We start from the raw sequence: 14011 nt of genomic DNA on the forward strand, positions 1-14011 counted from the left end.
ATGGTCCGCGCGGCGGCTGCTATAGCCGGTTCGGAGGGCGCGAACCACGATCCGTCGATCCGGATCGGCGTCGAAGGCCCCTGCCCGGGGCCCGGCCGATTCCACGTACCGCCACAAGACGGCACGAATGTGACCCCATATCGGGCTAGTGGGCGAAGATATCCAGATCCGCCCAGCCGCCGAGGTCGAGCGCGGCCCGCGCCGGCAGGAAGCCGAAGCAGGCCTGCGCCAGCGCCTCGCGCCCTTCGCGCCGCAGCATCTCGTCCAGCTTCGCCCTCAGCGCGTGCAGATACAGGACGTCGCTGGCGGCGTAGCGCAGCTGCTCGGGCGTCAATTGGTCGCTGCCCCAGTCCGAGCTCTGCTGCTGCTTCGACAGCTCGACGCCGAGCAGGTCGCGGCACAGATCCTTCAGCCCGTGCCGGTCGGTGAAGGTGCGCACCAGCCGGGACGCGATCTTGGTGCAGTAGACCGGCGCGGTGACCACGCCGAGATAGGCCTGCAGCGCGGCGATGTCGAAGCGGGCGAAATGGAACAGCTTCAGCCGGGCCGGGTCGGCCAGCAGCGCCGACAGGTTCGGCGCGTCGTAGACGCCGCGGCGGAACTGGACGAGATGGACGTTGCCGTCGCCGGCGCTGAGCTGGACCAGGCACAGCCGGTCGCGCACCGGGTTCAGGCCCATGGTCTCGGTGTCGATCGCGATCACGTCGCCGAGATCGAGACCGTCGGGCAGATCCCCGTCATGCAGAATCGGTTCGGACACCACCGCTCGCCACCTTCCGTCTTCGGCCGCGGCCCTGGGCCTCCCCCGAAGCTGGGCGTCGGCCCCAAAAGGAAAGACCCGCTTTGGACAAGCGGGTCGTTGCCACTGCATCGCATCGTCGGGCCCATCGAGAGGATGGTGCCCAGGAGAAGACTCGAACTTCCACGACCTTTCGGCCACAGGTACCTGAAACCTGCGCGTCTACCAATTCCGCCACCTGGGCGATGCGGCGGGCCGTGATGTAGGATGCCGCCCCTCCCCCTGTCAACAGGGGAATTCGCGCTTTATGAAACTTTGACGATTTCCGCGGCCGGCACACCCGCCGGGCCGTGTCGCATCGCTTGTTCCCCCGCGGCCGCATCGTTACGGTACGGGCGGATTCGGCGACCGGGCCGGCACGGACCACCTCTGGAACAGGCGCATGATCGTCATCGACCCAATCTACCAAATCATCCAGCTCGTGCTGCAGATGTATGTCTGGGTGGTGATCGCTGCCGCCATCCTCAGCTGGCTGGTCGCCTTCAACGTCGTCAACACGCGCAACCAGGTGGTCTACCAGATCGGCAACGCCCTCTACCGGCTGACCGAGCCGGCGCTGCGGCCGATTCGCCGGGTCCTGCCGAATCTCGGCGGCATCGACATCTCGCCGGTGGTGCTGCTGCTGCTGATCTATTTCCTGCAGATGGTGCTGGCGAATATCTACCGCAGCCTGGTGACGTGACCGCCGCGGCCCGGCCGCTCTTCGTCTCCGGCCCCCGCGGCGTGCGGGTCACGGTCCGGCTGACGCCGCGGGCCGGGCGCAACGCCGTGACCGGGCGGGCGGTCGATGCCGACGGCGCGCCGCTCCTGAAGGCCGCGGTGACGGCGGTGCCGGAGCGCGGCGCCGCGAACGAGGCGCTGATCGCCCTCCTGGCCAAGAGCTGGCGCCTACCGAAATCGGCGCTGGCCGTCGTCGGCGGAGCCACCGAACGCACCAAGCTGATCGAGATCGACGGCGACGCGGCCCTCGCCGCCCGCCTCGGAGCCTGGGCCGAGAGGCTCGATTCGTAGGTTGGGTTCGCCGATGGCGAACCCAACACTTCGGTCGTCCTGTTGGGTTCGCGTGCCGCGAACCCAACCTACGTCAGCGCCGTACGGTGGCCCGGCAGCGATGCACCGTCCCGTCGTCGAGGTTGCCGCGGTCCCCGACCCAGCGGACGTTGCAGTTCATCACGTCCGGCGCCGCGGCGAGCGGCGAGGAGAAGATGGTGACGCAGCTGTCGCCGGTCTCGCTGCGGCTGAGCCGGCCGGTGCAGACCGTGCCGTCCTCGAACCGCCAGTTGCCCTCGCGCAGCAGGATCGGGCGGCCGTTCCCGTCCAGGCCGCTGAGCGTGTACTTGCCGTTGCGGCGGCATTCGAACAGCCGGTCCGGCCCGCCCATCACGCCTTCGACCAGGAACGGCCGGCCCAGCACCACTCGGTCGAACTCGGCCCGGGTCATGCGGACATAGTGCGGATTGGTGTCGAGCGCCCTGGGCGGCGTGCAGGCGGTGAGCCCGAGAACAGTCGCCAGACCGGCGACGACCAGCGCGATCAAACGCATCTTGGCCTCCATTCACGACCCGCCTCTCCGAGCGGTCCGGCAATTATCTTACGCCTTGCCTCGCCTGGGCAGCAATATTTCCCTGAATAGCCTGCCATTCATCGGACAATAATTTGACAAGCCCGCCGCGGAACGGGACCATAGGCGCCAAAGACGCAGACTCTGTAATCGATTGCATTGCGCGTCGCCCGGACTGGGCGTTAGGCTCGCGCATCGAACACATCAATCGCCCAGGGAGGGGTGCTGCCGAGCACCCCATGGAGGAGGAAACATGAGAGAGATCAAGGGACCGGCCATCTTCCTCGCCCAGTTCGCCGGCGACGCCCCGCCCTTCAACAGCCTCGACGCGATCGCCGGCTGGGCCGCCGGCCTCGGCTACAAGGGCGTGCAGATCCCGTCCTGGGACGGAAGGCTGTTCGACTTGAAGCGCGCGGCGGAGAGCCAGGATTATTGCGACGAGGTGCTGGGCACGCTGAAGCAGCACGGCCTGGCCCTGACCGAGCTGTCGACCCATCTGCAGGGTCAGTTGGTGGCGGTGCATCCGGCCTATGACGAGGCCTTCGACGGCTTCGCGGCGCCGGAGGTGCGCGGCAATCCGAAGGCGCGGCAGGAATGGGCGGTGCAGCAGCTGCGCTACGCCGCGCAGGCGTCGCGGCGCCTCGGCCTCAAGGCCCACGCCACCTTCTCCGGCGCGCTCGCCTGGCCCTATGTCTATCCCTGGCCGCAGCGCCCGGCCGGGCTGATCGAGACCGCCTTCGACGAGTTGGCGCGGCGCTGGACGCCGATCCTGAACGCCTTCGACGAGGCCGGGGTCGATGTCTGCTACGAGATCCATCCCGGCGAGGACCTGTTCGACGGCCACACCTTCGAGATGTTCCTGGAGCGGGTCGGCAACCATCCGCGTTGCAACATCCTGTACGACCCGAGCCACTTCGTGCTGCAGCAGCTCGACTATCTCGGCTTCATCGACCGCTACCACGAGCGGATCCGCGCCTTCCATGTGAAGGACGCGGAGTTCAACCCGACCGCCAGCCAGGGTGTCTATTCCGGCTTCGCCTCCTGGGCCGACCGGGCCGGCCGCTTCCGCTCGCTCGGCGACGGCCAGGCCGATTTCGGCGGCATCTTCTCGAAGCTGACACAGTACGGCTTCGACGGCTGGGCGGTGCTGGAATGGGAGTGCTGCATCAAGCACCCCGAGCAGGGCGCGGCCGAAGGCGCCCCCTTCATCGCCGCGCATCTGATCCGCGTCACCGAGCGCGCCTTCGACGATTTCGCCTCCGGCGGCACCGACGAGGCGGCGAACCGCCGCCTGCTCGGCATCGACCGCTGAGCCCGTCGAGAACACGCCTGCTGCGGCCGTCTGGCGGCGGTTCCTGCGCTTCCGGTGCTCACGGACCCAAACGTCCGCTGCGCGCCGGTTCCCGGAACCACCACCAGCCGACTCACATCAGACGCGTTCTCGATCGGGCTCTGATCTGACAGGAAAAGGGAGGACAAGCATGGTTTCCGGAACCGCGGAACGGGCGCCGAGCCGGCGCCTGCGCCTGGGCATGATCGGCGGCGGCCGCGACGCCTTCATCGGCGCGGTGCACCGCCTGGCGGCGCGGATGGACGACCGCTGGGATTTCGTCGCCGGGGCGCTGTCGAGCGATCCGCAGAAGGCGCTGGCATCGGCCGCCGACCTGCGGCTCGATCCCGGCCGCGCCTATCCCAGCTGGCAGGCGATGCTCGAGGGCGAGACCAAGCTGCGCGATGGCGGCGGCCCGGCGATCGACGCCGTCGCCATCGTCACCCCGAACCACGTCCACCACGCCCCGGCCAAGGCCTTCCTCGAGGCCGGTTTCCATGTCGTCTGCGACAAGCCGCTGACCACCACGGTGGCCGATGCCGAGGATCTGGTGGAGGCGGTCAAGAAGAGCGGCCAGGTCTTCGCCCTGACCCACAACTACACCGGCTATCCGATGATCCGGCAGGCCCGGGCGATGGTGGCCGAGGGGGCGCTGGGCAAGATCCGGCTGGTCGAGGCGGAATACGCCCAGGACTGGCTGGCGACCAAGACCGAGGACACCGGCAGCAAGCAGGCGGAGTGGCGGGTCGACCCGGCCCGCAGCGGCCCGGCCGGCTGTGTCGGCGACATCGGCACCCACGCCTACAACCTGGCGAGCTTCGTCACCGGCGAGACGGCCGAATCGCTCGCCGCCGACCTGCAGAGCTTCGTCCCCGGCCGGCGGCTGGACGACAACGCCCATATCCTGCTGCGCTACGCCAGCGGCGCCCGCGGGATGATCTGGGCCAGCCAGGTGGCCAGCGGCAACGAGAACGGGCTGCGGCTGCGCATCTATGGCGAGAAGGCCGGGCTGGAATGGGCGCAGGAGAACCCGAATTACCTGACCTTCATGCCGCTGGGCGAGCCGCATCGCCGCCTGACCCGCGGCGGCCCGGGCAGCGGCCCGGCCGCGGCCCACGCCACCCGGGTGCCGCCCGGCCATCCCGAGGGCTATCTGGAGTGCTTCGCCCAGATCTACAGCGACGCGGCGGAGCAGATCCTGGCCCGGCTGGACAAGCGCGACCCGGCGCCGGACAGCCTGCTGGTGCCGACCGTCGAGGACGGCCTGGCCGGGGTCCGCTTCATCGCCGCCTGCGTGGCGTCGTCGCAGAAGGACGCGGCCTGGACGAAGATCTGAGAGCGCGCGTCGCGTCCCTTCCCCCGGGACGCGACGCGGGGCCCTTCCCTCCTTTCGGCCCGGTTGCATCGCGGCAGAGCCTGTGGTTCGGTGCCGGCGATCTTGTCCCCCTAGACCAGAGAGCCGAGCCGATGAGCGCCTTCAAGACCCTCGACGACGTGGATGTGCGCGGCAAGACCGTGCTGGTGCGCGGCGACCTGAACGTGCCGGTCGAGGACGGCCATGTCAGCGACACCACCCGTCTGGACCGGCTGGCCCCGACCATCGCCGAGATCGCCGACAAGGGCGGCCGGGTCGTGCTGCTCTCCCATTTCGGCCGGCCCAAGGGCGTGACCCCGGAATTCAGCCTGAAGACCATCGTGCTGCCGGCGCTGGAAGAGGTGCTGGAGCGGCCGGTCGCCTTCGCCGAGGACTGCGTCGGGCCGACGGCCGAGGCGGCGGTGAAGGCGCTGAAGGACGGGCAGATCCTGCTCTTGGAGAATGTCCGCTTCCATCCGGAGGAGGAGAAGAACGACGCGGCCTTCGCCAAGGCCCTGGCGTCGCTCGGCAACCTTTATGTCAACGACGCCTTCTCGGCGGCACACCGCGCCCATGCCTCGACCGAGGGCGTCGCCCACCACCTGCCCGCCATCGCCGGCCGGCTGATGCAGGCCGAGCTGGAGGCGCTGTCGGCCGCGCTGGAGGCGCCGAAGCGCCCGGTGCTGGCGATCGTCGGCGGCGCCAAGATCTCGACCAAGCTGGACCTGCTCGGCAATCTCGTCGCCAGGGTCGACCAGCTGGTGCTGGGCGGCGGCATGGCCAACACCTTCCTGGCCGCCCAGGGCGTGAATGTCGGCAAGAGCCTGTGCGAGCACGACATGGCCGACGCCGCGCGGACGATCACCGAGAAGGCCAAGGCCGCCGGCTGCGAGATCGTGCTGCCGGTCGACGGCGTGGTCGCCCGCGAATTCGCTGCTGATGTCCCCAACGAGGCGGTCGACGTGACCGCCATCCCGGCCGATGCGATGATGCTGGATGTCGGGCCGAAGACCGTGGCGCTCTTGAAGGACCGGCTGGCCCAGGTCGCGACCGTGGTCTGGAACGGCCCGCTCGGCGCCTTCGAGAAGCGGCCCTTCGACGCCGGCACCGTGGCGGTGGCGCGCGAAGCGGCCGACCTGACCCGGGCCGGCACGATCCTGACGGTGGCCGGCGGCGGCGACACCGTCTCGGCGCTCGGCCATGCCGGGGTGGAGGACCGCTTCTCCTACGTCTCCACCGCGGGCGGCGCCTTCCTGGAATGGCTGGAGGGCAAGGACCTGCCGGGCGTCGCCGCACTGAAGCGCTGACGGCAGCGGGAGGGGGGCAGGCCCCTTCCCGCCCCTTCAGGTCAGCCAGGAGAACGGCGGATGGCGCAGGTTCTGTCCGAATGGGGCATGGCGGGCGTCGAAGCCCTGCGGGATCGGGTCACGGCGCTGGTCATCGTCGACGTGCTGTCCTTCTCCACCGCCGTCGACGTGGCCGTGTCGCGGGGCGCGGCGGTTATCCCCTTCCCCTATGGCGACGACGCAGCCGCCCAGGTGGCGTCGGAGCGCGCCGGCGCGGTGCTGGCGCGGCCGCGGCGGGCGAGCGGTGGTCAGTTCAGCCTCTCGCCGGCCAGCCTGCTGGAGATCCCGGCCGGGACCCGGCTGATGCTGCCCTCCCCCAACGGCTCACGTCTGTCGCTGGCCGGTGGCGGCACGCCGGTGCTGGCCGGCTGCCTGAGGAACGCCGCCGCCGTGGCCCGGGCAGCGCAGGACCTCGCCCGGGACGGTGACATCGGCGTCGTTCCCGCCGGCGAGCGCTGGTCGGATGGCGGCCTGCGGCCTGCGATCGAGGATCTGCTGGGCGCCGGCGCCATCATCCATGAGCTGGCGCTGCCCTGCTCGCCCGAGGCCGAGGTCGCCCGGGACGCTTGGCGGGCGGCCGGCGCGGACCTGCCCCGCCTGATCCGGGCCTCGGTCTCCGGCCGCGAGCTGGTCGACGGCGGCTTTCCCCGCGACGTCGACCTCGCCCTGGAGCGGGAGGTCAGCTCGTCCGCGCCCCTGCTGGTCGACGGCGCCTATCAGGCCGCCTGAAGGTCGCCCAGCCGAGACTGATCGTTCGACCGCCAAACATCTGGTCCGTCGTGGCGTGCCGGTTGACAAGCATCCGCTTCGACGACTAGTTTCAAAATAGAGAATGCGTTCAAAATACTGAACGATTACGGGAGGATGCGTCGAGGTGAGCGGCAGGGGCGCGGAGCGCATCCTCGATCTTCTGGAATGGTTCGCGGCGCGCGCCGAGCCGGCGGCGCTGGCCGATGTCGCGCATGCACTGGACCTCCCCAAGAGCAGCGCGCTGCTGCTCCTGCGCCTGCTGGTGGGGCGCCGCTACGCCGAGCGCCTGGCCGACGGCCGCTATCGCCTCATCCGCCTGCCCGGCGACCCGTCCGAGGGCCGGGAGGCCTGGAACGTCCTGCTGCGCCTGGCCGACCCGCATCTCCGCCGCGCCGTCGAGGAATCGGGCGAGAGCGTCTTCGTCGCCGTCCTGGACGGCGACGAGATCCGCTACCTGAACAAGCTGCTGCCGGCCCGGGAGATCCAGTACGACCGGAACATCGGGCCCACCCGCGTCCCCCATCAGGTGTCGAGCGGCGTGGCGTTGCTGGCAAAGCTGCCGGCCGCGGAGCTCGGGGCCTATTGCGATCGCCTCGGCCTCGACCCCGAGCAGCGGCGGGACCTCCGCGCCCGTGTCGAGGCGGCCGCGCGTGACGGCTTCTATTTCAACGCCAGGGGGGTGGTCGAGGGCGCGTCCGGCGTCGCCGCGCCGATCCTCGACGGCACCGGCCGCGCGCTGGCGGCCCTCAACATCTCCGGGCCGCACACCCGGGTCGTCGCCAACCTGCCCAAGATCACCCGGGCCGTCCTCGACGGCGCGCAGGCGATCTCGGCGGAGCTGGCCAAGCGCAGCAGAACCCACAACCGTTCAGGGAGGAGCACATGAAGCATCACATCGCCGCCGGCATTCTCGCCCTCGGCCTCGCCGCCGCCACGGCCGGCCACGCGCAGCAGGCGACCGTGCCTGCCGGATACCCCGCCGACTACGCCGCTGTGATCGAAGCCTCGCGCTCGGAGGGCGGCCTGGTCATCTATTCCAACATGGCGGACAACAACTGGCAGCCGTTGCTGCAGGGTTTCCGGGCGCTCTATCCCTGGATCAAGGTCGAGACCCTCGACCTCGGCTCCGGCACCGTGCATTCGCGCTGGGAGGCGGAGGCCGGGTCGGGATCCCGCACCGCCGACATCCTGATCTCCGGCGCCAACGACCGCTGGGCCGCCTATGCCGGCGACAGCAAGATGATGGACTACCAGAGCCCCGAGCTGGCCGGCCTGCCCGGCTTCGCCCATCCCGCCCCCGGCATCTTCACGCTCTCCGCCGACCCTCTCGTGATCACCTACAACGCCGCCCTGCTGCCGGAAGGCCAGCGGCCGACCGGCTTCGCCTCGCTGGTGGCGAAGGCGGTCGAGGACCGCGGCACCTTCGAGGGCAAGGTCACCACCTATGACGCGGCGCGCAACTCCTTCGGCCTAGCCGCCTGGTGGAGCTATCTCAACGCCAAGGGCGGGGACGGCTGGGCGGAGCTGGCCAAGCTCGGGCCGATGATCCGCGGCGAGGTGTCGGGCGGAGCGATGAACGAGAAGATCGCGACCGGCGAATACGTCGTCGGCGTCGCGGTGTCCGGCATCACCATCTTCCCGCGCCTCGACCAGCCGGGCGGCGAGCTGCTCGGCTTCGCCTTCCCCGACGACGGCACCATCATGATGCTGCGCGGCATGGGCATCCCGAAGGGCGCGGCCAACCCGAACTCGGCCAAGCTGTTCGTCGACTACGCCCTGAGCCATGCCGGGCAGACCCTGATCGGCAAGGGCGGCCTGACCCCGCTGCGCGACGACGTCGACGAGACGGAGGTCCGCTACACCTACCAGGGCATCGAGAAGACGGTCGGCAAGAACAACATCATCGTCGCCGGCTTCGACAAGGCCCTGATCGCCGACGCCCCGGCCTTCGTCGACAAGTGGAAGGCGGCGATGGCGGGCCACTGACCGCCCGCCCCGGCAGCCCATCACCGGACTGGCCCATGACCGACCTGACACTCCGCCACACCACGCCACTCGGCTGGGACCGCTCGCGCCTGATCTTCTGGAGCGTCGCGATCCTCTCCACCCTGCTGGTGATCGGGCCGCTGGCGCCGATCATCGCGCAGGCCTTCCTCGATCGGCCGCTCTATGCCGAAGGCGCGGCCGGCACCCTCGGGAACTTCCAGCGCCTGTTCGGCGACCCGGCGATCCTCGGCATCTTCGGCAACACGATCTACTTCGCGATCCTGACCATGGTCGTGGCGCAGATCTTCGGGTCGGTCATGGCGGTCGTGGTCGGGCGCACCAACCTGCCCGGCCGCAAATGGATCGGCGAGATCCTGATCTGGCCGCTGTTCGTGTCGAACCTGGTGATCGCCTTCGGCTGGCTGACCATGTACGGCCCGTCCGGCTACGTCTCCCTGGCGATGAAGAGCTGGTTCGGGGTCGTGCCCTGGAACCTGTATTCGATCACCGGCATGGGGGTCGTGGCCGGCCTCAGCCAGGCGCCGCTGTCCTATCTGATGTGCCTCGGCGCCGTGACCAAGGCCGACCCGCAACTGGAGGACGCCGCCCGCTCCGCCGGGGCGGGCCCGTTCCGCGCCCTGTTCTCGGTGACCGTGCCGATGATGCGGCCGGCGATGATCTACTCCGCCGTGCTCAACTTCGTGATCGGCATCGAGATGCTGGCGATCCCGCTGCTGTTCGGCGCGCCGGGCGGCATCAACACGGTCACGACCTTCCTCTACAACAACGGCATCAACGCCGCAGTGCGGCCGGATTACGGCATCGTCGGCGCGGCCGCGCTGATCCTGCTCCTCGTCGTCGCCGGGCTGGTCTGGCTGCAAGGAGCGCTGATGAAGGGCAGCGGGCGCTTCGTCACCGTCCGCGGCAAGGCCAGCCGCCCCTCGACGCTCGACCTCGGGCCGTGGCGCTGGATCGCCTTCGCGGCCGTCCTCGCCTATGTGCTGTCCACCATCGTCGCGGTCTTCGCCGGGATCGTCATGCGCTCGGGCGTCAGCTTCCTGACGCCGCTGATCCCGTTCTGGAAGCTGGTCACCACGGCAAATTTCGCCACGGTCTTCGCCTCCGAGACCTATGTCCGCTCGATCGTCAACTCGGTCGTCATCGCCCTGGTCGGCGGCGTCATCGGCACCTTCTTCATCGCCGTGATCGCGCTGGTCGCGCGCCGGTCGGAATTCCGCTACGCCCGGGCGCTGGAATACGTCGCCCTGTTCCCGCGGGCGCTGCCCGGCATCATCGCCGGCCTGGGCTTCTTCTACGCCGTGGTCTGGGTCCCCGGCCTCGACATGATCCGCGGCACCATCGGCATCCTGATGGTCGCCTTCATCCTGCGCTACATCCCGGTCGGCTTCGGCGCCATCGCGCCCGCTTTGGCCCAGATCGGCGAGGAGCTGGACCGCGGCGCCCGCATCTCCGGCGCCGACTGGTGGACGACGGTGACGCGGATCATCCTGCCGATCCTGAAGCCGGCGCTGTTCTCCTGCTTCGCGCTGCTGTTCATCCACTTCTTCAAGGAATACGTCACCGCCGTGTTCCTGTTCCAGCCGGGGTCGGAGATCATCGGCACCACGATGCTGCAGCTGGCGGCCCAGGGCGACAACGGCCCGGTGGCGGCCCTGGCGACGATCCAGATCGTCATCACCGCCGCCTTCGTCCTTCTCGCCCGCCCGGTTTTCGGAGCCAAGATCTATGGCTGACCTCGTCCTGGACCACCTGACCATCCGCTACGGCGACGTCACCGCGGTCAACGACATCTCGATCCATGTCGCGGCCGGCGAGTTCCTGACCTTCCTCGGCCCCTCCGGCTGCGGCAAGTCGACGACGCTGTTCTCGGTCGCCGGGCTCAACCACGCGACCTCGGGGGCGATCCGGATCGGCGACGCGGTGCTGTTCGACGGCGCGCGGGGCGTCTTCGTTCCCCCCGAGCGCCGCGACATCGGCCTCGTGTTCCAGAGCTACGCCCTGTGGCCCCACAAGAGCGTGGCGGAAAACCTGGCCTTTCCGCTGAAGCTCAGAAAGATCGGCCGGGCCGAGCGCGACGAGCGGATCCGCGAGGTGCTGTCGCTGGTCGAGATGACGCCCTATGCCGAGCGCTACCCGTTCGAGCTGTCCGGCGGCCAGCAGCAGCGCGTGGCGCTGGCCCGGGCGCTGGTCTATCGCCCCCGCCTGCTGCTGCTGGACGAGCCGCTGTCGAATCTCGACGCCAAGCTGCGCGAGCGCGCCCGGGTGTGGCTGCGCGAGCTGCAGGAGCGGCTGCATGTCACCACCATCTATGTGACGCACGACCAGTCCGAGGCCCTCGCGGTGTCCGACCGCATCGCGGTGATGAGCATGGGGCATCTGCGCCAGCTCGGCACCCCGAAGGAGATCTACGAGCGCCCGGCCGATGCCTTCGTCGCCGATTTCATCGGCTCCTCGAACTTCCTGTCCGGCCGGATGGTGGGAGAGTCGAACGGCCGCGCGACGGTGGAACTGGGCGACGGCACCCGGCTCACCGTGCCGGCGGGCAGCCCGGCCGGGGACGGCAGCCTGGTCGTCGCCGTGCGCCCCGAGCGCATCGAGCTGGTCGACGGGCCGGGCGAGAACGCGATCCGGGTCGAGGTCGCGCACGGCACATATCTCGGTGCGGTCTACCAGTACGAGGTCGCCGGCGGCGGCTCGGCCTTCCGGATCCAGACCAGCCGTCCGATCGAGGCGCGATCCGCCTTCGTCCGCATTCCGCCCGAGGCCGCGGCGATTTTCCCCGCCGGCCCCGAGGCCCCGTGAGCGAGCCGCCGATGACCGAGCCCCCGATCCGCTTCGACCCGACGCTGTCCGGCCCGCTGTCCGGCGTGCGCGTCCTCGACCTGTCCCGCCTCGTCGCCGGCAACATGCTGTCGCTGCAGCTTGCCGATTTCGGCGCCGACGTCGTCAAGATCGAGCCGCCGACGGGCGATCCGCTGCGCGACTGGACCGATGACGGCCAGTCGCTGCACTGGAAGGTCTACGGCCGCAACAAGCGCTCGATGGTGCTGAACCTGCGCGAGGCGGCCGACATGGACGCGCTGCTCGCGCTCGTCGAGACGGCCGACGTCTTCATCGAGAACTTCCGCCCCGGGACGCTCGAATCCATGGGCATCGCGCCGCAGCGGCTGCTCGGGATCAACCCCGACCTGATCGTGGTGCGGATCTCCGGCTTCGGCCAGACCGGCCCCTATGCCGCCTATCCGGGCTTCGGCACGCTGGTCGAGGCGATGAGCGGCTTCGCCGCCCGCACCGGCTTCCCCGACCGCGAGCCGGTGCTGCCGCCGCTCGCGCTCGCCGACATGATCGCCGGCATCACCGGGGCGCAGGCCGTCACCATGGCGCTGCTCGCCCGCGAGAAGGGCCACGCACGAGGCCAGGTGATCGACCTGTCGCTGCTGGAGCCGATGTTCGCCGTGCTCGGCCCCGAGGCGGCGATCCACCAGGTCACCGGCAAGGTCAAGCAGCGCACCGGCAGCGCCTCCAACACCTCGTCGCCCCGCAACGTCTACCGCTGCGGCGACGGCAAATACGTCGCGCTGTCCGGATCGATGCAGGTGATCGCGATGCGGATCTTCGACATCATCGGCCGGCCGGACATGAAGACCGATCCGCGCTTCTCCAGCAACGCGGCGCGGGTCCGGCATCGCGACCTCGTCGACCAGGCTGTCGGCGCCTGGTTCGCCGAGCGCGACCGCGACACGGCGCTGCAGGTGATGCGCGAGGCGGGTGCCACGGTCGGCCCGGTCTACGACATCGCCGACATCGCCGCCGATCCGCATTTCCGCGAGCGCGGCGTGATCGTCGAGGTCGAGGACGCCGACAACGGCTCCCTGCCCATGCATGCCGTGCTGCCGCGCCTGTCCGGAACGCCGGGCGGCCTGAGGCGCCCCGCGCCCGGGCTCGGCGAGCACACGGCGGAGCTGAAGGCCGAAATCGCCCGTTCGGCGCAGGCCCGCAAGACCGCGACGGGAGACACCCCATGATCCGCTCGCTGCTCTACGTCCCGGCCTCCGAGCCGCGCTTCATCGAGAAAGCCCATACGCGCGGCGCCGACGCCGTGATCCTCGATCTCGAGGACGCCGTCGCGCCATCCCGCAAGACGGCGGCGCGGAACGCGCTGGCGGACAGCGTCGCCCAGGCCGGCCGGTCCGGCGCCACGATCTATGTGCGGATCAACGCCGAGCCGGAGCTGCGTTTCCTCGATGCGGAGGCCGCCTGCCGGGCCGGCGCGGCGGGTCTCCTGGTGCCGAAGACCGGCTCCGCGGCGGATCTGGCGGAGCTGGCCGGGCGGCTCGCCCCCATCGAACAGGGCCTCGGCCGGCCCGCGATGGAGTTCGTGGCCTTGATCGAGGATCCGGCGGCGCTGCTGGACGCCCGCGCCATCGCCGCGGCCCCCCGCGTCGCCGCGCTGGCCCTGGGCTCGGAGGATTTCGCCACCGCCACCGGCGCGGCGCCGACGCCGGAGACGCTGCGGCTGCCGAAGCTCCTCCTCCACTACGCCGCCAAGGCGGCGGGGCTGCGCTCCTACGGCCTGCTGCGCTCGGTCGCCGATTACCGCGACGTCGAGGGGATGACGGCGGCCGCACGCGAGGCCCGAGCCTTCGGCTTCGATGGGGCCAGTTGCATCCACCCGGCCGTGGTGCCGATCCTCAACAAGGCCTTCGCGCCGACGGAGGAGGATCTCGCCTGGGCCCGCCGGGTGGTGGAGGCCGACGCCGCCGCGCAGCGCGAGGGCAAGGGCGCCTATCTGGTCGACGGGCGCTTCGTCGATGCGCCGATCGTGGAGCGGGCCCGGCGCATTCTCGCCTCGGCTGGGTGAGCA

At 70.1% G+C, this 14011-nt stretch carries 14 protein-coding genes and 1 tRNA gene; 12 read left to right on the forward strand and 3 right to left on the reverse strand.

Annotated features, from left to right (window positions below; all coding sequences use genetic code 11):
- Positions 1 to 145: 145 nt before the first annotated feature.
- Both ACFW16_RS10860 and ACFW16_RS10865 read right to left on the reverse strand, forming a co-directional pair.
- Entirely contained in the window at positions 146 to 760 is a 615-nt protein-coding gene (locus tag ACFW16_RS10860; RefSeq protein ID WP_380304683.1) for a ribonuclease D, read from the reverse strand.
- Positions 761 to 896: 136 nt separating this feature from the next.
- A tRNA-Leu gene (locus ACFW16_RS10865) sits at positions 897 to 983 on the reverse strand.
- Between the two features lie 198 nt (positions 984 to 1181).
- On the opposite strand from ACFW16_RS10865, the gene ACFW16_RS10870 reads away from it, so the two are divergent.
- Both ACFW16_RS10870 and ACFW16_RS10875 read left to right on the forward strand, forming a co-directional pair.
- The gene (locus tag ACFW16_RS10870) at positions 1182 to 1481 is read left to right on the forward strand and encodes a YggT family protein (protein ID WP_380304685.1); all 300 of its coding nucleotides are present in this window, start codon (positions 1182 to 1184) and stop codon (positions 1479 to 1481) included.
- Positions 1478 to 1810 (forward strand): DUF167 family protein, encoded by a 333-nt coding sequence (locus ACFW16_RS10875; RefSeq protein ID WP_380304687.1) that lies wholly within the window; start codon positions 1478 to 1480, stop codon positions 1808 to 1810. The genes ACFW16_RS10870 and ACFW16_RS10875 overlap by 4 nt, the downstream gene beginning before the upstream one ends.
- Before the next feature lie 73 nt (positions 1811 to 1883).
- Here ACFW16_RS10875 and ACFW16_RS10880 read toward each other — a convergent pair whose 3' ends face one another.
- Entirely contained in the window at positions 1884 to 2342 is a 459-nt protein-coding gene (locus ACFW16_RS10880) for a hypothetical protein (protein WP_380304689.1), read from the reverse strand.
- 271 nt (positions 2343 to 2613) lie between these two features.
- On the opposite strand from ACFW16_RS10880, the gene ACFW16_RS10885 reads away from it, so the two are divergent.
- From ACFW16_RS10885 to ACFW16_RS10930, 10 genes are all read left to right on the forward strand, one after another.
- A complete protein-coding gene (locus tag ACFW16_RS10885; protein ID WP_380304691.1) occupies positions 2614 to 3672 on the forward strand; it encodes a sugar phosphate isomerase/epimerase family protein in 1059 nt (352 codons plus the stop codon).
- Positions 3673 to 3841: 169 nt separating this feature from the next.
- Positions 3842 to 5026: a Gfo/Idh/MocA family protein gene (locus ACFW16_RS10890; protein WP_380304693.1), complete on the forward strand. Its 1185-nt coding sequence runs from the start codon at positions 3842 to 3844 to the stop codon at positions 5024 to 5026.
- Positions 5027 to 5157: 131 nt separating this feature from the next.
- Entirely contained in the window at positions 5158 to 6351 is a 1194-nt protein-coding gene (locus ACFW16_RS10895; RefSeq protein ID WP_380304695.1) for a phosphoglycerate kinase, read from the forward strand.
- Positions 6352 to 6411: 60 nt separating this feature from the next.
- A complete protein-coding gene (locus ACFW16_RS10900; protein WP_380304697.1) occupies positions 6412 to 7119 on the forward strand; it encodes a 2-phosphosulfolactate phosphatase in 708 nt (235 codons plus the stop codon).
- Positions 7120 to 7264: 145 nt separating this feature from the next.
- Complete coding sequence (locus ACFW16_RS10905; protein WP_380304698.1) at positions 7265 to 8026, forward strand: IclR family transcriptional regulator; 762 nt, start codon at positions 7265 to 7267, stop codon at positions 8024 to 8026.
- On the forward strand, positions 8023 to 9126 hold the full coding sequence (locus tag ACFW16_RS10910; protein ID WP_380304699.1) for an ABC transporter substrate-binding protein: 1104 nt from the start codon (positions 8023 to 8025) through the stop codon (positions 9124 to 9126). Before ACFW16_RS10905 ends, ACFW16_RS10910 begins: the two co-directional genes overlap by 4 nt.
- A gap of 35 nt (positions 9127 to 9161) precedes the next feature.
- Positions 9162 to 10880, forward strand: a complete 1719-nt coding sequence (locus ACFW16_RS10915; protein ID WP_380304701.1) for an ABC transporter permease — start codon at positions 9162 to 9164, stop codon at positions 10878 to 10880.
- A complete protein-coding gene (locus tag ACFW16_RS10920; protein WP_380304703.1) occupies positions 10873 to 11949 on the forward strand; it encodes an ABC transporter ATP-binding protein in 1077 nt (358 codons plus the stop codon). The genes ACFW16_RS10915 and ACFW16_RS10920 overlap by 8 nt, the downstream gene beginning before the upstream one ends.
- Before the next feature lie 11 nt (positions 11950 to 11960).
- Positions 11961 to 13172 carry a CaiB/BaiF CoA transferase family protein gene (locus ACFW16_RS10925; RefSeq protein ID WP_380304705.1) on the forward strand — a complete coding sequence of 404 codons (1212 nt, stop codon included), beginning with the start codon at positions 11961 to 11963 and terminating at the stop codon, positions 13170 to 13172.
- A complete protein-coding gene (locus tag ACFW16_RS10930; RefSeq protein WP_380304707.1) occupies positions 13169 to 14008 on the forward strand; it encodes an HpcH/HpaI aldolase/citrate lyase family protein in 840 nt (279 codons plus the stop codon). Before ACFW16_RS10925 ends, ACFW16_RS10930 begins: the two co-directional genes overlap by 4 nt.
- The last annotated feature ends 3 nt before the right edge of the window (positions 14009 to 14011 follow it).

This window comes from Inquilinus sp. NPDC058860, assembly GCF_042743185.1.
Taxonomy (GTDB): Bacteria; Pseudomonadota; Alphaproteobacteria; order DSM-16000; family Inquilinaceae; genus Inquilinus.